Annotated in this window: 14 protein-coding genes and 1 rRNA gene; 13 read left to right on the top strand and 2 right to left on the bottom strand. The window is 39.3% G+C overall.

What is annotated here, in order from left to right; genetic code table 11:
• The 10 genes from rrf to DRF67_RS21985 all read left to right on the top strand — a co-directional run.
• A 5S ribosomal RNA gene (gene rrf / locus DRF67_RS22050) occupies positions 1 to 71 on the top strand; the annotation flags it as partial.
• 363 nt (positions 72 to 434) lie between these two features.
• Complete coding sequence (locus DRF67_RS12010; RefSeq protein ID WP_115928537.1) at positions 435 to 1,757, top strand: sigma-54-dependent transcriptional regulator; 1,323 nt, start codon at positions 435 to 437, stop codon at positions 1,755 to 1,757.
• A gap of 437 nt (positions 1,758 to 2,194) precedes the next feature.
• Positions 2,195 to 3,889, top strand: coding sequence for a potassium-transporting ATPase subunit KdpA (gene kdpA / locus DRF67_RS12000; RefSeq protein WP_115928536.1), 1,695 nt, complete (start codon positions 2,195 to 2,197; stop codon positions 3,887 to 3,889).
• A gap of 171 nt (positions 3,890 to 4,060) precedes the next feature.
• Positions 4,061 to 6,100 (top strand): potassium-transporting ATPase subunit KdpB, encoded by a 2,040-nt coding sequence (gene kdpB, locus DRF67_RS11995; protein WP_115928535.1) that lies wholly within the window; start codon positions 4,061 to 4,063, stop codon positions 6,098 to 6,100.
• Positions 6,101 to 6,110: 10 nt separating this feature from the next.
• Positions 6,111 to 6,668 (top strand): K(+)-transporting ATPase subunit C, encoded by a 558-nt coding sequence (kdpC, locus tag DRF67_RS11990; protein ID WP_115928534.1) that lies wholly within the window; start codon positions 6,111 to 6,113, stop codon positions 6,666 to 6,668.
• Between the two features lie 48 nt (positions 6,669 to 6,716).
• Positions 6,717 to 7,766 carry a porin gene (locus DRF67_RS11985; protein ID WP_115928533.1) on the top strand — a complete coding sequence of 350 codons (1,050 nt, stop codon included), beginning with the start codon at positions 6,717 to 6,719 and terminating at the stop codon, positions 7,764 to 7,766.
• A gap of 57 nt (positions 7,767 to 7,823) precedes the next feature.
• The gene (locus DRF67_RS11980; RefSeq protein WP_115928532.1) at positions 7,824 to 8,933 is read left to right on the top strand and encodes a sensor protein KdpD; all 1,110 of its coding nucleotides are present in this window, start codon (positions 7,824 to 7,826) and stop codon (positions 8,931 to 8,933) included.
• A 91-nt stretch (positions 8,934 to 9,024) separates the two neighbouring features.
• A complete protein-coding gene (locus DRF67_RS11975; protein WP_115928531.1) occupies positions 9,025 to 10,740 on the top strand; it encodes an ATP-binding protein in 1,716 nt (571 codons plus the stop codon).
• 261 nt (positions 10,741 to 11,001) lie between these two features.
• The gene (locus DRF67_RS21800) at positions 11,002 to 11,139 is read left to right on the top strand and encodes a hypothetical protein (protein WP_228435794.1); all 138 of its coding nucleotides are present in this window, start codon (positions 11,002 to 11,004) and stop codon (positions 11,137 to 11,139) included.
• A 31-nt stretch (positions 11,140 to 11,170) separates the two neighbouring features.
• Entirely contained in the window at positions 11,171 to 11,404 is a 234-nt protein-coding gene (locus tag DRF67_RS21985; protein WP_317048006.1) for a type II toxin-antitoxin system RelE/ParE family toxin, read from the top strand.
• A 95-nt stretch (positions 11,405 to 11,499) separates the two neighbouring features.
• On the opposite strand, the gene DRF67_RS11960 is transcribed toward DRF67_RS21985, so the two are convergent.
• Both DRF67_RS11960 and ligA read right to left on the bottom strand, forming a co-directional pair.
• Positions 11,500 to 14,118 carry a DUF7619 domain-containing protein gene (locus DRF67_RS11960; protein ID WP_115928530.1) on the bottom strand — a complete coding sequence of 873 codons (2,619 nt, stop codon included), beginning with the start codon at positions 14,116 to 14,118 and terminating at the stop codon, positions 11,500 to 11,502.
• Positions 14,119 to 14,457: 339 nt separating this feature from the next.
• Positions 14,458 to 16,461, bottom strand: coding sequence for an NAD-dependent DNA ligase LigA (ligA, locus tag DRF67_RS11955; protein ID WP_115928529.1), 2,004 nt, complete (start codon positions 16,459 to 16,461; stop codon positions 14,458 to 14,460).
• Between the two features lie 320 nt (positions 16,462 to 16,781).
• On the opposite strand from ligA, the gene DRF67_RS11950 reads away from it, so the two are divergent.
• The 3 genes from DRF67_RS11950 (at position 16,782) to DRF67_RS11940 (ending at position 24,078) form a co-directional block, all read left to right on the top strand.
• The gene (locus tag DRF67_RS11950; RefSeq protein ID WP_115928528.1) at positions 16,782 to 19,868 is read left to right on the top strand and encodes a TonB-dependent receptor; all 3,087 of its coding nucleotides are present in this window, start codon (positions 16,782 to 16,784) and stop codon (positions 19,866 to 19,868) included.
• A gap of 161 nt (positions 19,869 to 20,029) precedes the next feature.
• The gene (locus DRF67_RS11945) at positions 20,030 to 20,776 is read left to right on the top strand and encodes a glycerophosphodiester phosphodiesterase (RefSeq protein WP_115928527.1); all 747 of its coding nucleotides are present in this window, start codon (positions 20,030 to 20,032) and stop codon (positions 20,774 to 20,776) included.
• A 323-nt stretch (positions 20,777 to 21,099) separates the two neighbouring features.
• A complete protein-coding gene (locus DRF67_RS11940) occupies positions 21,100 to 24,078 on the top strand; it encodes a SusC/RagA family TonB-linked outer membrane protein (RefSeq protein WP_115928526.1) in 2,979 nt (992 codons plus the stop codon).
• Positions 24,079 to 24,083: the final 5 nt, after the last annotated feature.

Here is a 24,083-nt window from a genome sequence, read left to right as displayed (position 1 = left end):
TCCGAACACAGAAGTTAAGCCCACCAGCGCCGATGGTACTGCTAACGCGGGAGAGTAGGCCGCCGCCAGTTTTTATTTTATTTTTAAAAATCCTTTATCTTGATGATAAAGGATTTTTTTTTGGCTTTATACTTAAGGCAACCACCAATCCACCAACTACTCAACCACCAACTACTCAACCAGCAACCAACCAACCAATAAACCAGCAACGAAACAACCAGCAACAAAGATCATAAACCACAGATCTCACAGATTTGCACAGATGATGATGGATAATAGGTTTAGCTAACATTCACGGATCAGATGAAACTGCTTTTTACTTAAGACCTGCCTTTTGAGGATTGAAACCGCTACCTGAAAAGAATTTCTTTATCTGCAGGCGTTTACTCAAATAAAATTGATAAGTTTGTATTGGTTTTCCAAAAAGAATTACAATGTCCGGAAACATTCTGATCATCGATGATGAGATCAAGCTCCTTAAGTTATTAGGAATGATCCTTTCCCAAGAAAATTTTAATGTAAAAGAAGCCTCTACAGCACGTTCAGCCATGACGATGTTGGAGCAGTATGATTTTGATGTTGTATTAAGCGATGTCAGACTTCCTGATGCGTTTGGAGTCGAATTGGTAAGGTCCGTTAAAGCGAAGTATCCACATCTTGAAATTATCCTGATGACGGCATTCGGGAATATTACTGACGCAGTACAGGCGATGAAAAACGGGGCGTACGATTACCTGGTTAAAGGAGATGATAACGATAAGATTATTCCGCTGGTGTATAAGGCTCTGGAAAAAGTAAAGGATAACCGTCTCCATACGGTTCCACCACCAAAGATAAAAGGATTCGGACAGATCATAGGAAGTTCTCCCCTGATCTTACAGGCTAAAAGGCTGGCGGAGAAAGTAGCGTTGACGGATGCTGCGGTGCTTTTAACAGGAGAAACCGGAACAGGAAAGGAAGTGTTTGCCAGTGCTATTCATGAAGGTAGTGGCAGAAATAAAAAAAGCTTTGTTGCCATCAATTGTTCGGCATTCAGTAAAGATATTCTGGAGAGTGAACTTTTCGGTCATAAACAAGGAGCATTTACAGGTGCTTTAAAAGACAAAAAAGGACTGATCGAAGAGGCCAGTGGCGGAACTTTGTTTTTGGATGAAATCGGGGAAATGCCCATAGAACTTCAGGCTAAATTACTCAGGGTGCTGGAAACCAAGGAATTTATTAAGATGGGGGAAACTAAAGTTTCTCAATCTGACTTCAGACTGATAGCAGCTACCAACAGGAATCTGGAAGAAGAAATAAAACAGGGAAACTTCAGGGAAGATCTGTATTTCAGGCTGAATGTATTCGAGATCGGCCTTCCTTCACTAAGAGAGAGAAAAGAAGATCTTAAGATGCTGGCAAAGAATTTTATTGATCTGTTTTCGGATAAATTGCATCTGGGGTCAGTTCATGTAGATCCAGAATACTATAAGACATTGGAAAAGAATGACTGGAAGGGAAATATCCGGGAACTGAGAAATGTTGTAGAGCGTAGCCTTATTCTAATGGAGGGGCATATTCTACAGGCTGACAGCCTTCCGGTATATTCGGAAAAAGTACGGTCTGAGGATGATTCTTTAAGCATCAGGTCCCTGGAAAAAATACATATTCAGAAAGTATTGCAGTATACGAAAGGTAATAAAGCAGAAGCCGCCAGGCTCCTTGAAATAGGAATCGCTACGCTATATCGTAAACTGGAAGAATACGGACTCAAATAGCACTTATCATTTTAATAAAGAGCCTATCATTTTGATAGGCTTTTCTGTTTTTATACGGTCTGTGATTTTGATTTAACTAATTGGTATTCAGATTTTTGAATTGTTTGTTTAAGGATTGGACTTTTTTTTGGCATATAGTCATAGAATAAAATACTTAAAAAATGACAATTTCAAGAAAAACGTTTAAAAAACGGGAGCATTCTACTTTGAGTCTGCTGATGGTATCGTACGTTTTGTTAACTCTTTTAACCTTATTGATAAAGATATGATGCTTACAAGTTTGCTGCTGCTGTGTGCAGTACTGTTTTACCTTTTATATAAATCAGTTGAATTTTTTGATAGAATATAAAATTATGTGGAGTTTATTTTTCCTTTCAATCCTTGCCTTCGTGTACATCTGTTATGTTTTAATGAAACCTGAAAAATTTTAACCGGTCATGAATACAGAAATTTTTGGTGTTATAGCCATGTTTGCTATCACATTAGTAATCGGAATATTTTTAGGTAAATACATTGCTAATGTCTATGGATACAAAAAAACTTTTCTTGATCCGGTTTTCCGGCCGGTAGAAAAACTTATTTTTACAATAGCAGGAATTAATCCTGCCCGTCAGATGAACTGGAAACAGAATATGTATGCCATGCTGACTATTAACTTTGTCTGGTTTATCATAGGATTTTTACTCCTGCTGAACCAGGCCTGGCTTCCTTTAAATCCGGACGGAAATCCAAATATGTCTCCCGATCTGGCTTTTAATACAACCATTTCATTTTTAGTGAACTGTAATCTTCAGCATTATTCAGGGGAAACAGGGGTTAGTTACCTGAGCCAGCTGTATCTGATGTTTTTACAGTTTGTAACAGCTGCCACAGGTATGGCGGCCATGGCAGTGCTTTTCAAAGCTTTTAAAGAGAAAACGAGTACTGAACTGGGAAATTTCTATGATTTTTTTACGAAATCTATGATAAGGATCCTTGTTCCGGTGAGTATACTGGTTGCTCTGATCCTCTCTGTTAACGGAAGTCCTATGACGTTTGAAGGTAAAGATCATATAACAACGTTAGAAGGGCAGAAGATGGAGGTATCCCGTGGTCCCGTGTCTGCTTTTGTGGCCATCAAGCACCTGGGAACCAATGGTGGTGGTTTTTTTGGAGCCAATTCAGCACATCCGCTTGAAAATCCTAATTATATCACCAATATGACAGAAATGGTTACCCAGATGGTTATTCCGTTTGCTCTCGTTTTTGCATTAGGTTTTTATTTGAAGAAAAGAAAGTTATCCTGGGTGATTTTTACCGTGATGACCGTTGGTTTTCTGGCTCTTACCATTCCCAATATTATCAATGAAACAGGAGGTAATCCCTTAATCACCAAAATGGGTGCAGACAGCAGCCTGGGGGCGATGGAAGGTAAGGAAATCCGTTTCGGAAGTGCTGCATCAGGATATTGGAGTATTGCAACCACTGTTATTTCTACAGGGTCTGTAAACTCGATGCACGACAGTACAATGCCTCTTTCGGGAATGAATGAGCTGCTTGCCATGATGATCAACTGTTTTTATGGAGGCTGTGGGGTAGGAATTCTGAATTATTTCATCTTCATTATCCTGGCGGTCTTTATCAGCGGGCTGATGGTGGGAAGAACACCGGAGTTTATGGGTAAAAAAATTGAAGCTAAAGAAATGAAGATTGCAATGATTGTAGCTTTGTTCCATCCTTTTTTAATTCTTGTGGGAACAGCTTTAACTGCTTACCTTCCGGAATTTGGAGCTGAGACATTGAATAACCCCGGCTTTCATGGATTCAGTGAAATGCTGTACGAATTTACTTCTTCTTCAGCCAATAATGGATCCGGATTTGAAGGTTTGGGAGACAATACCCCATGGTGGAATATTTCAACAGGTATTGTTCTCCTGTTATCAAGATTCATTCCTATCATAGGACCCATTGCCATTGCAGGATTGCTGGCACAGAAGAAATACATCCCGGAAAGCTCGGGAACATTGAAAACAGATACCGCCACTTTCGGGTTTATGACGCTTGCGGTCATCTTATTGATTGCGGCACTGTCTTTCTTCCCGGCATTAACTTTGGGACCTATCGCAGAACAAATCCAGTATTTCTCAAAATAAAACATTTAAAATCAAATCAATAATCAACCATTAAGGAAGCTGAAACAGGTAAGGAAACCAGTCTTAAACTTACTGAAACGTTCACCATACTATTATCTCATTTCTATTCCTTATTTGAGTTGCCCTTGATGGTTACTATTGATTTACAATGCTATAAATTCTTTCAAGAAAATGAAAAATCAGTCACAGACATTATTTCAGAAAGATTTGGTAAACGAAGCCATTAAACAGTCTTTCGTTAAGCTGAATCCGAAAATTATGTTTAAAAATCCAGTGATGTTCCTGGTTGAGATCGGAACAGCAGTCATGTTTATCGTAAGCATATTCAGCTTGACTGGTGATAAAACCCAGGGAAGCTTTTCCTACAATTTTTTAGTCTTTATCATCCTGTTTTTTACCGTTCTTTTTGCCAATTTTGCGGAAGCAATTGCGGAAGCCCGTGGGAAGGCACAGGCGGATACACTCAGGAAAACGCGTGAAGAAACTCCCGCGAAGCTGGTGATTGACAACAAACCCGGTTTTCAGGTAGAAACCACTTTGAAAATGTCTGCCGAAATGAAGCTGGGCGATGTTTTCCTTTGCGAGGCAGGAGACCAAATCCCGATGGATGGCGAGATTATAGAAGGTCTGGCTACCATTGATGAATCCGCTATTACCGGAGAAAGTGCTCCCGTTATCCGTGAAGCCGGAGGTGATAAAAGCTCTGTAACCGGTGGTACAAAAGTACTTTCCGACCGGATTAAAGTAAAAGTAACCACCAAACCCGGAGAATCTTTTCTAGATAAAATGATAGCCCTTGTTGAAGGAGCATCAAGGCAGAAAACACCTAATGAAATCGCATTAACAATACTTCTGGCAGGGTTTACTCTTACATTTATTATTGTTACCCTCACTTTAAAGCCATTTGCAGATTACGCGCAGACTCCGATCACTATTGCAGCATTTATTTCACTTTTCGTTTGTCTTATTCCAACAACGATCGGTGGTCTGCTTTCTGCCATCGGAATTGCAGGAATGGACAGGGCACTTCGGGCCAATGTCATTACCAAAAGTGGTAAGGCAGTGGAAACAGCGGGTGATATCGATGTACTTTTACTTGATAAAACCGGGACTATTACCATTGGAAACCGTAAAGCAACACAGTTTCACCCTGCCAATGGCATTACGCTGGAAGAGTTTATCAAAGCATCTGCTCTGAGTTCTGTAGCGGATGAAACACCTGAAGGAAAGTCCATTATTGAGCTGAGCGCGCTGAGATCCGAAGATCTGCTGGTTCCCAATCCTACCTATATTGACTTTACTGCAGAAACCAGAACTTCTGGAATCGATTTTGAGGACACGAGAATCCGGAAAGGCGCCTATGACACCATAAAAAAGCTGACTGAAAAAACCGGGAATCTCTTTCCACAGGAAACCCAGGACGCTGTTACCAAAATTTCTGAAAATGGAGGAACGCCTTTGGTGGTAGCCGTTAATGAAAAAGTATGGGGAGTTATTGAACTTCAGGATATCATTAAAACAGGGATCCAGGAACGCTTCCAGAGACTTCGTAAGATGGGGGTGAAGACTGTAATGGTAACGGGTGATAACCCTTTGACTGCAAAATTTATTGCTGAAAAAGCGGGAGTTGATGATTTTATTGCCGAGGCTAAACCTGAAGATAAAATGAATTACATCAAAAAGGAACAGCAGGAAGGGAAATTGGTCGCGATGATGGGAGATGGAACCAACGATGCACCGGCACTGGCACAAGCAGATGTAGGGGTAGCCATGAACAGTGGGACGCAGGCCGCAAAAGAAGCCGGAAATATGGTAGACCTGGATAATGACCCTACCAAACTTATTGAAATTGTAGAGATTGGAAAGCAGCTGCTGATGACCCGTGGAACCTTGACCACCTTCAGTATTGCCAATGATGTGGCGAAATATTTTGCCATTATCCCGGCTTTGTTTATCACGTTTATCCCCTCACTTCAGAAGTTGAATATTATGAATCTCCATAGTCCCGAAACGGCTATTTTATCTGCTGTTATCTTTAATGCGGTGATTATTCCCTTCCTTATTCCATTAGCGTTAAAAGGTGTGGCTTACAAGCCGATTGGAGCAAGCGCCTTATTGAGAAGGAATCTGTTGATCTATGGATTGGGAGGAGTAATAGTTCCGTTTATTGGGATCAAAATTATTGATTTGGTAATCAGTTTATTCTATTAAAATTTTAAAAATGAAAAATCATATTGTTTCAGCATTCAGGCTAACTTTGGTAATGCTGGTTGTTGCAGGAATCTATTTAGGAATTGTATATGGAGTCTCAAAAGTACTACCTACCCACGGAAATGCAGAACTCATCAATTATAAAGGACAGAAGTTCTATGCCAATATCGGGCAGGAGTTTAGATCAGAAAAGTATTTCCATGGCCGCCCTTCAGCTGTTAATTATAACGCAGCGGGAAGCGCAGGAAGTAACAAAGGACCGAGCAATGAAGAATATCTGGAAACCGTGCAAAAAAGAATAGACACTTTAAGAATGAAGAATCCTGAAATGGAAAGGATGAAAATTCCTGTAGAACTGGCTACGGCTAGTGGCAGCGGACTGGATCCTGATATTTCTGAAGAAGGTGCTTTGTATCAGGCAAGGAGAATTGCAAAAGCGAGAGATCTTTCGGAAGAGCAAATTAGAAACTTAATTAATCATCAGACTGAGAAGCCGCTTTTAGGTCTTTTCGGGCCATCAAAAATCAATGTGCTGAAGCTTAATATTGCTTTAAACCAATTAAAATAATGTCATACTAACGTGAAAAAATATCTAGCTATAGGTGCCGTTTTAGGAATGTTTTTCTCAAAAGCACAGTCATCGGATTCAATAAAAACAGGGAATAAAGTTACATTTTCAGCGTATGCAGAACTTTTTTACACCTATGATTTTAATGAACCAAACAATCATATCCGTCAGAATTTTTTATATTCATATAACAGGCACAATGAAATGAATCTTAATCTGGGGTTAATTAAAGCCAATTACCAGAGTGAAAATCTCCGTGCCAATGTTGCCTTAATGGCAGGAACTTATGCCCAGGATAATATGGCCGCTGAACAGGGTGCATTACGATACGTGAATGAAGCGAATATAGGAATCAGAATATCCAAAAATAAAAACCTCTGGATTGATGCTGGGATTATGCCTTCACATATCGGCTGGGAAAGTGCCATAGGAAAAGACAATATCAATCTTACAAGAAGTTTTGCTGCTGAAAACTCACCCTATTTCGAAACGGGAGCCAAAATTTCATATACCTCAGATAACGGAAAATGGTTTGTGAGTGGGTTGGTCCTAAATGGATGGCAGCGCATCGCCAAACCTGAAGGAAATCAAAGCATTTCTTTTGGCCATCAGGTAACCTATAAGCCTAATGACAAAATTACCCTGAACAGCAGTTCCTTTGTGGGTAATGATAAAGCGAAAAATGAAAAAAGAATGCGCTATTTTCATGATTTGTACGGAAGTTTTCAGCTGACCGAACAGTTTTCTGCGGTATTGGGATTTGATATCGGAGCTGAACAAAAAACAAAAGGAAGCGAACAGTATAATATCTGGTACAGCCCAAACGTACAGATGAAATATCAATTTGATAATCGCTGGGCGCTGGCGGGAAGATTGGAATATTACAGTGATAAGAACGGAGTCATCATCAATACAGGGACTTCCAATAGATTTCAGACGTTGGGATATTCTCTCAATATAGATTACGCTGTATTTAAAAATGTGGTTTTCCGGACAGAGGCGAGGAGCTTTACCTCCAAAGACCGCATTTTTGCGAAAAATGATGAGTTTAAAAAAGGAAATTTCTTCATCACAACGAGCCTCGCAGCCTGGTTTTAGTCATCTAAGCAACCACAATTAGAAGTGCTTAAAGTACAATTAAAAAGAATAAAATCAATGTCATCAGCAAAAGATTTTTTAGAATTGATTCAGAAATCCCGGAAGGGAAAATTCAAAATCTATATCGGAATGAGTGCTGGAGTAGGGAAAACGTTCCGGATGCTTCAGGAAGCCCATTCTCTGTTACGGAATGGCATTGACGTCAGAATCGGCTATATAGAAACCCATGGCCGTGAAGAAACCGAAGCTCTGGTAGAGGGACTACCTGAAATTGAAAGAAAATCGGTTTTTTATAAAGGAAAAAATCTTGAAGAAATGGATCTTCAGGCTATCATCAATGAACATCCGGAAGTGATCTTGGTGGATGAGCTGGCACATACCAACGTAGAAGGTTCCAAAAATAAAAAAAGATGGCAGGATGTACTGGAAATTCTTGATAACGGAATCAATGTGATCAGTGCTATGAATATCCAGCACATCGAAAGCCTGAATGAAGAGGTCAAAACAATTACCGGTGTGGAAGTTACAGAGCGGGTTCCGGATAAGATCCTTGCTCTGGCTGATGAAGTGGTGAATATTGATCTTACCGCTGATGAGCTGCTCACCCGTCTGAAAGAGGGAAAGATCTATAAAAAAGAAAAAATTCAGACCGCACTCAGTCATTTTTTTCAAAGCGGACATATTCTGCAGCTGCGTGAGCTGGCCCTGAAAGAAGTGGCCACTCATGTGGAAAGAAAGGTGGAAACAGAAATAAAAACCGGGAATTTTAAACCTATAAAGTTCCTGGCTTGCATCAGCAGTAACGAAAAGGTGGCTAAGAATATCATCCGGAAAACGGCCCGGCTGGCCAGCTATTACAACAGTCCATGGACGGTTCTCTATATACAGAAGCCATCAGAAAATCCTGAAAAAATTGCACTGGACAAGCAACGGTATTTGATTAATAATTTTAATTTAGCACAGGAATTGGGGGCGAAAGTTGTCCGTGTCAGGGAAAACAGTGTTCAGCATGGTATTCTGGAATATGTGATTGAACACAATATAACCACCGTATGCATAGGGAAACCCCATGCCCGGCTCTGGCAGCGTCTTTCAGGATACAGCTGGATCTATACGCTTATGAACAGACTGAATGAAAGGCAGATAGATATTATTATTTTATCTTAGACGTAAGGAAATTGCAATGATTTGGAAAAACAAATACCGATAAAGATGACGCGATTGCATATGTCTTTTAAAAAACAATAAGTATTCTCTTATGAAACTTAAAACAAAACTCACCCTGGGGGTCGGCCTCTTATTTTTACTGATTGTCCTGCTTTCAGTGATAGGCTCTGTATACATCAATAAGCTGAAATCCGATACGGAAAAGATCCTCACGGCCAATTATAACAGTCTTGAATTTTCAAAAAATATGCTCCTGGCACTGGATAACATCAGCACAGACAGCGCTGTTGCTATAGCAGACTTCCGGAAAAACAACAGGTTGCAGGAGAAAAATCTTACCGAATTTGGTGAGAAAGAAGCGACCCAGAATCTGAATCTGCATTTCAGCAGCTATCTGAAAGAACGTACCTCAGATAAGGAAAAGCTGATCCGCGAAGATCTGGCCAGAATTATGTCCCTCAATATGAAGGGGATTGAAAGAAAAAGTGATATCGCAATCATTACCGCTGAAAATGCCACCTTCTGGATTGTAAGTTTGGGGACCGTATGTTTCCTTATTGCCTTTATACTGCTGTTCAACCTGCCACAGACCATTGCGGAGCCCATCGATCAGCTTACATTCAGTATCCGTCAGATTGCCGATAAAAATTATAATGAAAGAGTACATTTCAAAGGAAGTGAAGAGTTCAGCGGCCTTGCAGAATCATTCAACATCATGGCGGAAAAACTTCAGGAGTATGAAAGCAGTACCCTTTCCAAACAGCTGATGGATAAAAAAAGGATTGAAACGCTCGTCAACAATATGCATGATGCGGTTATTGGGCTGGACGAAAATCATTTTATTTATATGATCAATGATGAAGCGCTGAAAATAACCAATCTTCATAAAGAAGAAATCATCGGGAAAACAGCACATGAAGTAGCCGTCAATAATGACCTGATGCGTGAGCTGCTGAAAAATGTAGATCATCCGGCGAAAGAGCCGATCAAAATTGTCCGAGACAATAAGGAAAACTATTTCGAACAGGATATTGTACCCATCAACATCATCAAGACCGGAGAAAAGGAGAAGAAGAACATTGGAAAAGTAATTTTGCTGCGAAACATCACTCCTTTCAAAGAACTGGATTTTGCAAAAACCAATTTTATTGCTACCATTTCCCATGAACTGAAAACACCTATTTCTGCTATCAAAATGGGCGTTCAGCTGCTTGGAAATCAAAAATTCGGAGAACTGAATGACCAACAGCAGGAACTGCTGAAAAGCATTAATGAAGACGGGCAGCGGCTGCTCGATATTACCGGAGAGCTGCTGAATCTTTCTCAGGTAGAGTCTGGGAATATAAGATTGACGATTGAGAAATGTTCACCAAAAGAAATTGTCCAGGCGGCCATCAAAAATGTTGAAAAGCTGGCAGAGCAGAAAAATATTTCGGTCTCTGCACAATATCTTCTGGCAGACAGTGATTTTGTAACAGCAGACTTTGATAAAACAGTATGGGTGATGAATAACTTTATGACCAATGCGGTAAAACACTCCTTTCAGGATGAAAATATTCAGATTGTGGTGGAAAAGCTGGATGCCTTTATTCAGTTCAGTATTTCAGATACCGGCAGTGGAATTGATGAAAAATACCACCGTCAGATCTTTGACCGTTATTTTCAGGTGCCCGGGGAGCATCAGAACGGGACGGGGCTTGGACTGGCGATTTCGAAAAACTTTATTGAAAAGCAAAACGGTGAAATTGGAGTGAGAAGCTCCCCGAATAATGGAAGCACATTTTATTTCAGATTGCCTGTTTCATAAGGATTATTGTTATATTTGAATGAGAAATATCTGATCTTTTTCATTTAAAAATTTGTAATTCTATTCTTTTAAAATCAATGGATCCCTTTTCTATTTACCTTATTAAAATAATATTTGAAATGATTTTAAATAAATTTTTCTAATTTGGATTTAAATCACACAGATGAATACATCAGATCTAAAAATTGATTTAATTAACAGGATTACTCAGCTAAAAGAAGCCAGAATTATTGAAGAAATTCAAAAGATTCTGGATTTGAATTGGATCAGAATGAATATATTCTTACTAATGAGCAAAAAGAAAGAGTTATCGAAGGAAGAGAAGAATATAGAGGCAAAGCATACCTTTCTGAAGATCAGGCCAACCAGGATATTGAAGAATGGTTAAAAGAAAAGTAATCTGGACAACTAAAGCCAATAAAGAAAAGATATTCTTGAATATTGGATTCTCAGGTATAAATCTAAAACTTTTAGTATAAAACTCAATAAGCTTATTCTGTATAATATCGGGTTATTAGCCAATCACCCTGGAATAGTAAGAAAAACAGATGTTGAAAAGGTACGAGTAAAAATAGTGAGAGATTATCTCATATTTTATGAGTTTTCAATTTCTGAACTGATCATACTTTCTGTTTGGGATGGTAGGAGAGAAAATAAAGAGTGAGAAAATATTTTTATAATTATGGATTCAACTCACTTTACTATAACAAAAAAGCTGTGAAATCTATCACAGCTTTTTTTATAAAACAATTTGTAAACTTAATCTTTAATAAATTTCTGGACCACTGCTTTATCTTTCATGAACACTTTAATCATATAGTTTCCTTTAACAAGTTCAGAAACATTTAATGAATTTCTCTTTACCTCTGAAGAACTGATAATCCTCCCTGCTGTATCATAAATTTCAGCTTTGATGATCTCCTGCTTAGACGTGATGTATAAAATATCTTTCACAGGATTCGGATAGATGGTCAGCTGATGGGCCTTTCGGTCTGTTTCCGAAGTGGCCAGAATCTTGTTTTGAACATTCGTTGTATAGGTATTGGTAATGATCGGATGATTGTAATCAAAATATATTTTCGCTGTATTGCTGAAACTGTCTCCGATATTTAAAGTTGATTTTGTCTTAATCTTAAATGAAACATATCCGTCATTATTCGCATCATCAAATGGAAGCTGAATATTTTCAAAGATAAACTCAATCACATTCGGATTTGTAATTTTTGTAGTAAAATTATGGCTTCCGCTTAGAGGAACCAGAGAGTTGATATCAAATTTAGTGATATCGATTTCATCCTTAACTACAATATTTTTGGCGTTGGCGGTTCCTGTATTTTCAAAGCGGATCAGATAATGAACATAATCGCCAACTTTTGACTGGGTAATGGAAGTTCCTTCCAGGCACGTTTTATCATTCGGATCAAAAGAATTGACTACCGTATGGTTTAATGCAAAATTATTGTCAGCAGGTGTTTCATCTGTTGCTCCGTTGATCTGGGCAGTATAATTCAAAATATCACCTGCGCTTAGCGGTGGCACCTGTGTTGGCGTATTTAATTTAATGGTTACCATAATTTCCTTAGTTTCGAATGGTAAAAGATTCGTCAGATTCCAGGTTAATACTCCGGAAGTTTGTGAACTTGGAGCTGGTGTTGAAGTCTGATAATCTGAAACCGCATCGTTATAAGTGAATACCAAAGTTCCGGATTGTGCCGTATTTCCTTTATTCTTATATACTATTTTATACCTGGAGGTGAAGCCTGGAGTGGCAGCAGTTACAGGAATCACCACCACTTCCAGATCATGATGAGTACCATTCGGTGTGATACAGAAGTTTTGCAACAAAGGGCTTACCTGAGAAGGAAAATCTGCTGTGATGCTCGTTGGTGAAATATTAAAATAGGTTGGGTTTTCAACAACCGGAGTAATCACACTTACCCCTGACTGTAATGCTAATGAATAATTTCCGGAAGTATTGGCTATATAGCTGCCCGTGTTGGTACCACTGGTAATATTGAACTTTTGGAACGATTTACCATGATCACCTGCATCGCATCCGTCATTAGCAACATCGTACTTTGTATTTCCATGAACGGTATAGGTAGTTCCACCCGGAGTAAAAGAGCAATAACTGTTAACTTCTACATTATTTTGGCCATATACGGCTAACATATTGGAAATCTGCTGTACCTTATTTGTATCACAGCACACATAAGCCAGATTCGGAGTCAAAGATACCGGGCTTGCATAAAAACTAGTGCCGGGATTCCCATTTTTGACATTAACCGTGGTAATGGCATTACCCGCCACATTTAGAGAACTCAGCTTTGCATTTTGGCTTACATCAATACTGGTAAGGAAATCTTCACCCAGTGACAAGAATACGAGATTGGTAACAGGGGAGACATCTAAGGTGGTAATTTTATTATCTCCTAACGACAAGTTAAACATAGCTGTTAATCCTGCCAAATTCAACGACGCTATACTGGTTCCATGTAATGTTAATCCTAATAAATTAGGATTATTATGTACGCTTAGGGAAGTAAGTAAAGGACTGGTTGAGATCGTGATGTATTTAAGATGATTATTGCTCTGAATATTAAGTGAGCTCAGTACGGAATTTTTATCCAGATCGATATCATTCAGCAAGGGTGCATTGGTAAAATCTAATGAAGTTAGTTTTGTTTTTTGGATATTAACATATTCAAGATGATTTAATGTGCTGAATGTAAGCGAGGTAAGGTTTGGTTTAATAATATAAATCTTCTTCAGATTGATATTATTGGATAGATTTATGCTTGTAAAATTAGGGTTACTGCTTTCTCCGAAATGAACATCTTCCAATGCTGTAAGATTCGAGAGATCTGCACTTTCCAAATGTGAATTGGCGGTGAGTACAATCTTTTTGAGAGAAGTATTTTGTAAAAAGCTAAGATCTGAAATCGTTCCGCTGTTATTAGATAAGAAGAACGTCTCAAGTTGGTTGCAGCCTTGTGTGTTCAAAATGTTCAGGGCATTGCTGTAGCATAGTAGCTCCTTTAGCAGAGTCATATTGCTTACATTAACTGTGTTAAGTACTCCATTTCCCGTGAGGTTAAGAGAGACAAGATTGCTGAAGCTCTGTATTCCCGTTAAGTCGGTAATCTGGGTATTGCTTAAAACCAGTTTTGAGATATTCTGGGCCTCACTTACCTGGATTTCTCCATCATTATTGGTATCTATTATCGTTGGATTTCCACTGAGATCATAAGAAAAGGGATTATTTCCCGTATTTGCGTTGAGTAATTTTGTTTTGAAAGTTGGATCCGGGAAATTAATAATTTGTGCATGAATTGTAAAATGCGCTAAAAAAAGCACAAAAAGATAAAAGTTTCTCATGGTTTGGTGATATTTAGTTTATGTAAATATATAAAATTTGTTTATGATTGTATTTAATTATAATAAATTTTTAATTTTTATTTGATTTTTATTGTAAAATATACTTTAAATTCAATGTTATTAATGTTTTTTAATAATTGCTGTATTTGGAAAAATAATCGGTTTTAGGGTACCAATGAACAACCATTATGATAAAGTTTTATTTTCATCATATGCTGTTGATGCGCCGTCAGATCATTGTATAAAGCTAAATTTTAAAGTGTATGGATTAGTTTTTTCATAAAAAAAACCACTGAGATTACGGTCTCAGTGGTTTGTGTCTTTACTTCAATATGCTTGTTATTTTTCAATCAAATCCAGGAATTGCTGTTCATCCAGAATGGTAATCGTTCCGATATCCTGGGCCTTTTTCAGCTTGCTGCCGGCCTTTTCACCTACAACCAGATAGCTGAGGTTCTTAGATACGGCAGAAATATTTTTTCCACCATGCTTTTCTACCATTTCTTCTGCGGATTCACGGGTGAATAAGGAAAGTTTTCCTGTAAATAGAAATGTTTTTCCGTCCAGGACATTCGATAAAACCTCATTGGTGCTTTCGCCTTTTTCAAGCTGTACCCCGTAAGATTTTAAACGCTCTATCATCAGTATATTTTCAGAATTCTGGAAAAAATCTACGATGCTTACTGCAATTTTGGTCCCGATATCTTCCACCTGACAAAGTTCTTCCACCGTAGCATTCTTTAACTCATCCACGGTAGAGAAGTTTTTAACCAGCTTTTTGGCAACAGTTTCTCCCACGTGCTTAATCCCGATTCCATACAACACTTTTTCAAACGGAATTTCCTTTGATTTCTCAATTCCCGTAATGATATTCTGGGCGGACTTTTCAGCCATTCTTTCCAATGGAAGCAGCTGTTCTTTAGTCAGCACATAGAAGTCAGCAGGATTTTCAATTAACGTTTCCCTGTAAAGCTGCTCAATGGTTTCACTTCCCAGATTATCAATATTCAGAGCCTTTCTGGAAACATAATGAATCATCCTTCCTACGACCTGCGGCGGACAGTGAAGTTCATTCGGGCAGAAGTGGATGGCCTGGGCTTCAATTTTCACCAGTTCTGTTCCACATTCCGGGCAGTGTTTGATGTATTCGATCTCTTTGCTTTCCTGGGTTCTTTTATCCGTATTAACGCCAACGATCTTTGGAATAATTTCCCCCCCTTTTTCTACGTAGACAAAATCATGCTCATGCAGGTCGAGCTTTTTTATGATATCTTCGTTGTGCAGGGAAGCCCTTTTTACAATAGTACCTGCAAGAAGAACAGGTTTCAGATTGGCGACCGGCGTAATCGCCCCCGTTCTGCCAACCTGATAGGAAACAGTCTTAAGTTCAGTTTCCACTTTTTCAGCTTTAAATTTGTAAGCCATCGCCCAACGGGGTGACTTCGCTGTATAGCCAAGCTGCCGCTGCTGCTGAAGTGAATTTACTTTTAGTACGATACCGTCAATTTCAAAAGGGAGGTTATGCCTTTCCATATCCCAGAAGGTAATAAACTCTTTTACTTCAGCCAAGGTGGTACACAGCTTCGCCTGCTGGGACGTTTTGAAGCCCCATTGCTGAGCCTTTTGAAGCAGCTCCCAATGTGTTTCTGCAGGAATCTCATCTGAAATGAACTGATAGAGCACTGAAGACAATCCACGTTTTCTTACCTCAGCACTATCCTGCATCTTTAAGCTTCCGCTTGCCGTATTTCTTGGGTTCATGAACGGATCCAGCCCATCCTCTTCACGGAGCTTATTGATTTTGTCAAAGTTTTTGCGGGTCAGATAAATTTCACCACGCATAAAGAACTGCGAGGGAAAATCTCCTTTAAGGGTCAAAGGAATATCCGAAATCGTACGGACGTTGTGCGTGATTTCATCTCCCTGGAAACCATCACCGCGGGTAACGGCCTGGGTAAGTTTGCCATTCTCGTAAAGAATAGAAATGGAGGCACCGTCATACTTCAGCTCAGCCACAAATTCTACAGGATCATTGATGGTTTTGATAATCCTTTTTTCCCAGTCCTCAAGATCGTCAAAATCGTAGGAGTTGTCCAGAGAATACATTCTGAATCTATGCTGAATAGTAGGGAAAACCTTGGTAACACCACCACCCACCCGCACAGTAGGCGAGTTGTCATCATAAAATTCCGGATGCTTTGCTTCAAGCTCCTGAAGCTCCTGAAGAAGGATATCAAATTCATAATCCGAAATGGTAGGCATATCCAGAAGGTAATAATTCTCGTTATGCTGATGAAGCTCTTTTCGGAGCTGTTCTATCTTTTGTTGAATATTTTCAGGCATTGATTTCTATCTTTTGAGCAAAAATAGCTAAAGTAATCTCATTTAAAAAATATGAGAATTAAATATTACAGGAAAATTAAAAATACGTAATATGGCTCAACAAACTGGTTATCCAGCGAATACATAGAGTGTTTAAAGTAATTTAACATCATGTTTTAATTAATTTAAAAAAATGTTAAAACTTTCTTAAACAGCCGGCCTCCAGGATCAGAATACCTTTGCACATCTATTGGGATGAAACCTCCGAAGATCTATCACCATGAAAATCAAAGAGGTTCCTGACGATCATCAAAAAATTAATCAAAAAGATTTTCGGAAGAATGAAAAAAGTAAAGATTGTACTGGGATTATTGTTTTTAGGGCTTGGAACGATGGCATTTGCACAGACCACACAGGCTTCTATTGTAGGGAAAGTAACCGGGGTAGGAAATACAGCCCAGGAAAAAGTGAAGGTAACGATAGTGAATGAATCTACAGGATTCAGAACAGAAACGGAAACCAATTCAAAAGGAGAGTATATTTTTAAAGAAATTCCTTTGGGTGGGCCTTATACAGTGATTGTGAATGATGATAAAAAAGAAGGCTACAATGTCAATTTCGGAGATCAGGTGACGGTCAATATGAATACCGGCAGCAGCGAAAAGCTCATCGAAGAAGTAATAGTAACAGGAAATCTTAAAAACAAGATCGGAAATCTGGGGGCAGCCACAGCTATTTCTGCCAAAAACATCAGTATGCTCCCTGTAAATGGAAGAAATTTTACCAACCTTACCGAATTATCTCCACTCAGCGGAAAAGGAGGAAACCTGTCGGGACAGCTCGGGTCTTCCACCAATTTTACTATTGACGGGATGACCGCAAAAAATCCCACGTCTGCAGGATCTACCACCAGCCGAAGCGGAGCTCCTTTCTCCATCTCCATAGAAGCGGTTCGTGAATTCAAGATTACCACCAACCAGTACGACGTTACCCTGGGAAGAAGTGGTGGTGGAACAGTAAGTGCTGTTACCAAATCCGGAACCAATAAATTCTCAGGAAGTGCCTGGGAATATTTAAGGACCAACTGGCTCTCCAGCCCTTATGATATCAGAGGTAACAAAAGACAGAATGATTTTTCCACTTCCCAGTTTGGGTTTTCGTTAGGCGGGCCGGTCATTAAAAACAAACTTCATTTCTTCGTAGCCTGGGATCATCAGCTGGATTCAAGACCTTTGCTTATCGCAGATATCAAATCTCAGGATGACGAGAAAAGACTTAATACCACCACGCAGACCCTTAATCAGTTTCTAGATATTGCAAGATCAAAATATGGGGTAGGCAACACGCCGCAGTTCGGAAGTTTTGATAAAGTAAGAAACTCAGATGCTGCATTTTTACGTTTAGACTGGCAGATCAACGAGAAGCATTTATTGACCTTGAGAAATAACTTCACGTATGATCTTAATAAAAACGGATTGGGTGATAATACCAATATCACCTTCTTCGAATCTTACGGAAATGATAAAAACCTTGATAACAGTTTATTGCTAACCTTAAGGTCCAACCTGAAGCCGAACTTAACCAACGAATTAAAGGCTCAGTATCTTTATACGTTCCAGGACAGTTACCAGAATAATCAATTAGGGAAACCTGTTCCAAGAGCGATTGTGGAAGGAGTTACTTCAAGTGCAGGGGCTACCAATATTCAGATCGGAGGACACCGTTTTGCCCAGGAAAGCTTCAGAAATAATGTATTCCAGATTGTAGATAATTTATATTATAATACAGATAAAGTAAAATATACTTTCGGGGCAGATCTTATGTACACTACATCAAAATCCATCTATGGAAGTGAGGTGAACGGCCGATTCCATTTCCAGGGAATGGGTAACTTTGACGCGATGACGCCTTACAGATTTTACAGGGAGGTTCCTTTGATGGAAGATCCTTCGGTAAGATCAAATATCTGGAACCTTGGTCTTTATGGGCAATTTCAGACGAAACTGGCAAAAGGACTTGATTTAATGGCTGGTTTAAGGTTAGACTACGGTGGTTACCCAAAGGCAGAATTCAATCAGAAATTGTTTGATGAAATGGGAATCAGAACGGATAACCAGATCAAATCATTTGTCATCCAGCCGAGATTCCAGTTTGAGTGGAACATTAATGAAGATAACAAGGACTTCATTAAATTTGGTGCCGGTATTTTCTCTTCGGATATCAACAACTATATGGTTATTAATAATCTGGTTTTTGACGGAAAACACCTGGCTACAGTGGATGTCACTTCCAAAGATGTCCCGTTCCCGGATTTCAACAGTTACAGAAACGATTATGGATCAGTACCTTCGCTTTCACAGTATCAGATTCCTACCATCAATTATACCGGTAAAGACGCAAAAATTCCTATCGTATACAAAGCCAACATTTCCTACACCCACTTCTTCAACGAGAGGTTCAGAGCAGGAATTGCCGGATATATGGCGCTGGGGAGAAACAATTATTACTACTATGACAGAAATATGGTAGCCAATCCGTTCTTTACGTTAGCTAATGAAGGCGGCCGTGGCGTGTTTATTCCTACAGGGGCCATTACCAATAATCCCAACAACAGTGTGAGTTTCGACTGGAAACAGGGGAGGATCAATAATAACTTTGGAAGAGTATTGGAATTGGTAAGCGACGGTAAAGTGAATCAGTTCTCATTTGTGGTGGATACCAGCTACCGTTACTGGAAAGATGGAGAAATCACTGCAAGTTATACCTGGTCTGATATCAAAGACAATACCTCATACAATGGAAATGTAGCGAACTCCGCAACTCTGTCCACCATGATTCAAAGCGATCCTAGAGACCTGAGAATGTCTTACTCTGATAATCAGTTCCGTAATAAGGTCGTGATTTATGGAAACTCACCTACCATTGCAGGATTTTCTTTAGGAATCAGATATTCAGGGATAGGAGGTACCCGCTTCTCTGCAACTACAGGAGGGAATATCAACGGCGATTTCGTAGATTCCAATGATCTTGCCTATATCTTCCCCGCGTTTGCCCAATCTATTTTAGATGATCCACAGGTGGGAACAGCACTGAAAGATTACATCAGTGAGTACAACGGTAAGATCGCTGAGCGTAATGGCGGTAAGAATGGATTCTTTGGAGTATGGGATGTACGTGTTGCCAAAAAAATAAAATTTGAAAAAGTAGGGGCATTCGAACTTTCTGTAGATATTTTCAATGTGGCCAATCTTCTTAACAAAGAATGGGGAGTCAACAAATCGTACGGAAACACTTCGCTGTATAAGGTGAACAGATTTAATAAGGATACGATGCAGTACGAATATACCAAAAACGTTAGTGGAAGTGGTTTGGTTCCGTTGTCAGGAAATCCTTACCAGATTCAGATCGGCGCAAAATATAGCTTCTAATACGTATTTTTGAACCGCAGGATATAGAAGAATCGGAGCTATTAATCGATTTTAACCTTAATGTTGATCCTTAAATCTTCTGTTCTTGTGGTTTCATTTTTATATTAACTACCTTTATCAGAAAGTTTCAGAACTTTTGTTTTAATTATCTAAATTATATTATGAAAAATTTTATCTTAGGATTAGCAGTTTTAAGTACAGTTTTGATGAAAGCACAAACACAGATCATTGCCCATAGAGGATACTTTCAGGCGCAGCCTCCGACAACGGAAAACTCCCTTGCTTCTTTGGCAAATGCCCAGAAACTTAAGGTGTATGGGTCAGAATTTGATGTGAGAATGACCAAAGATGGCATATTGGTCATCAACCATGACGAACACCATGGTACAATGGAGATCTCAGAGACATCCTTTAAAGACCTGGAAGCTTTGAAATTATCAAACGGAGAAAAGTTTCCTACGTTGAAAGATTATCTAAAGCAGGGAAAAAAAGATCCGTCTGTGAAGCTTATTGTTGAGATCAAACCGGCTAAAACTCCGGAAATAGAAAGTGAGATCACCCGGAAAACGATCAAAATGATTAAAGATATGAAGCTGGAATCTCAAAGTGAGTATATTTCTTTCAGCCTGCATATTTGTAAAGAGATCAAAAAACTGGAACCTGGTTCTAAAGTTCAGTATCTGAATGGAGAATTGTCTCCGGAGCAGATCAGAAAAGAAGGGCTGGATGGAATGGATTATCACTACAGCGTTTTCCAGAAAAATCCGGCATGGATTGCAGAAGCTAAAGCATTAGGTTTAATTACCAATTCATGGACGGTAAATGATATTGCTGTATACGAAGAGCTGAAAAAGCAGGGAATAGGGTTTGTAACAACAAATATTCCCGAACAATTGAAGAATAAATAATTCTAAATTCAATACCTTATACAATCTGTCTCCTGCCGGGAGACAGATTTTTTTTATTATAACATATCTGTATAGTTTATTGTGAATCAATATCTTAAAGTGGATGTTTATTATTGTATCAAGATAAGACAATAAAGATACGCAAATACAATAGGACAATGGTATTAAAAATCATTAATTATACAAAGCTTTAATAATCAATTAGTTGTGTGTGTTGTTCATATGTAATTAACGTTTTGTTTAATAAATCTTTAATAAATGTTAAAACCTTGTTAAAATCGCAATCATAATGTCGTTTTAATTTTGCGCAAACAAAAAAGGATATGCGTAAAGAGACACAGAAATTATTGGTTTTGTCGCTGTTAGGATTATTCAGCGTCAGCCTGACGGCTCAGCAGAAAGTAAAAAAAGATACTGTAAGAGGTCTGGATGAAGTAGTGGTAACTGCTTTAGGAATCAAAAGGCAGGATAAGTCCCTTGGTTACGTTGCTGAAAAAGTAGGTTCTGAGATTTTTGAAAATATTCAGAACAATAACTGGGCTCAGGGGCTTGAAGGCCGTGTAGCCGGGCTGAAAATTCAAACTGCGGGAGCCGGGCCTTTAAGTTCTTCAAGAATCACATTAAGAGGAGAAAAATCTTTTAGCCTTGATGGAAACTACGCGCTTATTGTAGTAGATGGTGTTCCGTTGAGCAATTCAACCACAGGAACCGGAACTGCAGCATATGGAGCGGGAACCGGAGGAGATCTTCCCATCGATCTGGGTAATGGTCTCAACAGCATCAATCCGGATGATATTGAATCGATAACAGTTCTTAAAGGGGCCTCTGCTGCAGCTTTGTATGGTTCAAGAGCAGCCAATGGAGCCTTAATGATTACCACAAAATCAGGACGAGGTAAGGACGGGAAAATCCGGGTTTCTTTCAACTCTTCATTAAGTTACGATTCTGTATTAAAATGGCCGGATTATCAGTATGAATACGGGCAGGGAACACAAGCTAAAAATTCTGCGGGAGAGTTTTTTTATTCGTACGGTGCGTCTCCGGATGGGGTAAGCACAGGCGGAACGAGTAGTGCGTTCGGACCGAAGTTCAATGGACAATACTATTTCCAGTATGATCCTAACCTTTTGGGTCAAAGCGCAGAAAGACAGTTGTGGAGACCTTACAAAGACAATGTGAAAGGTTTTTGGGAGACCGGGGTCACTTCTTCCAACAACGTTTCTGTTGAAAGCAGTACTGAAAAGACGAGCTTCAGGGCATCACTTACCTATCTGGATAACAAATGGATGATGCCTAATACGGGTTTTGACCGCTTCAATGGAGCATTCTCGCTCGATCATAAGGTAACGGATAAATTGAAAATCTCAGCAAGATTCAATTATGCGAATACCAAAAGTGACAATCTCCCTGCAACCGGATATAACAACCAATCGATTTCGTATTTCATGATCTTCCAAAATCCTAATGTTGACCTTGCCTGGTATCAACCGATTTGGAAGCCCGGGCAGGATGAGATCGATCAGATTCATCCCTTCAGCAGTTTTATCGATAATCCATATCTTATCGCTTATCAGATGCTGAACGGTGTTCAAAAGAAAATGATCACCGGGAATCTTTCCGCAACCTATGATTTTAATAAAAATTTCAGCTTGATGTTCAGATCAGGGATTGAGATGCTTAATGAGAAGAGGACAACGAAACGGCCTTACAGTTCTGCCAATTATCTGAAAGGTTTTTACAGAGAACAGTATATAAAGAATAATGAATTCAATAATGACGTATTGTTCACCTTTAAAAAAGACTTCAACAAATTTAATATTACCGCCAATGCGGGAGCAAGTATCCGCTACAACGAATATGTAATGAATGATTACCGTGCGGAAGGACTGAAAGTAGTGGGAGATTACAGTTTAAATAATGCCATCTCTCTGATCACCAAAGTTCCGAAGCCAAATGATCAGCAGACGAATTCTGTATATGGTTTGGTAAGTGCTAATTATGACAACCTGGTATTTTTAGATGTTACCGGCAGAAATGACTGGAGCAGCACACTTCCTGTCCAGTACAGATCTTTCTTTTATCCTTCAGTAAGTACAAGTGTTATTCTTTCAGATCTTTTTAAATTATCAGGTCCTGCTTTTAATTATTGGAAATTAAGAGCTTCTTGGGCAAAAGTTGGGGTGGCCGGTCTTCCTTACCAGCTGGATAAATATTACACGCCAAGCGATTTTGTCGGTTCTGTCTTAACCCCCGGAACATATCCGAATCCATTGCTGAAGCCTGAAGATAATACCAATATTGAAGCGGGTATGGATTTTTCAGTGTTAAAGAACAGATTGAGCTATAATGTTACGCTTTATCAGAACGATACCGAAAATCAGATTATTACCATTCCAACATTATTGGAATCTGGTTATTCAAACAGGATTATCAACGCAGGAAAAGTAAGAAACAGGGGAGTAGAAATGAGCATGAATGCTGCGCCTTTCAAAACAAAAAACTTCAGTTGGAATATCTCAGCAAACTGGACGTTAAACCGAAACAAAATTCTGACATTACCTGACGAATTTGCAGGTGAAAGTTATTATACCATTTCAACAGTAGCCGGAGTATTGTATTATAATGCAACTGTTGGCGGTTCTTTAGGAGATCTCTATGGTTTTAAACTGGTAAGAAATGCTAACGGAGATGTTGTTTATGATCCAGCAACGGGACTTCCTGCAAGGCCGGACCGGGTGGAGAAAGTAGGAAATGCATTCCCGAAATGGAGAGCAGGCTTCCAGAATGATTTTAAAATTAAAAACTGGCAGATCAGTTTCTCATTCGACGGTCAGTACGGTGGAGTGGCCTATTCCCAAACCCATCACAAAATGTCTGAGCAGGGTAAATTAGGACATACGCTGATGGGAAGAGATAATCCAGGTGGGACAATCGTTGGGCAGGGGGTGATCTTAAATGCTGACGGAACCTATACTGCGAATACAAAAGCCGTTGGATTGGCAGCCTATTATGCGGATTACTACAGAAGAGCGAATGTGGAAACCAATACTTTCGATACCTCTTTCATCAAGCTGAGGGATGCAAGAATTGCCTATTCATTCTCAAAAGAGCTGATTGCTCCGCTAAAGCTTACCGAGCTTACGCTGGCTGTTTTTGGTAAAAACCTATGGATGTGGACGAAGTTTCCAATGTTTGATCCGGAAGTTGCAGCTCTCAACGACTCTACCATTACTCCGGGGGCCGAGATCGGTCAGCTTCCATCGGCAAGAACTGTCGGATTTCAAGTTAATTTAAAATTCTAAGATCA

It is taken from the genome of Chryseobacterium pennipullorum (genome assembly GCF_003384725.1).
In the GTDB taxonomy this organism is placed as follows: Bacteria; Bacteroidota; Bacteroidia; order Flavobacteriales; family Weeksellaceae; genus Chryseobacterium; species Chryseobacterium pennipullorum.
Note: the sequence above shows the minus strand (reverse complement) of the source record. Positions and strands in the feature narration are given on the sequence as shown.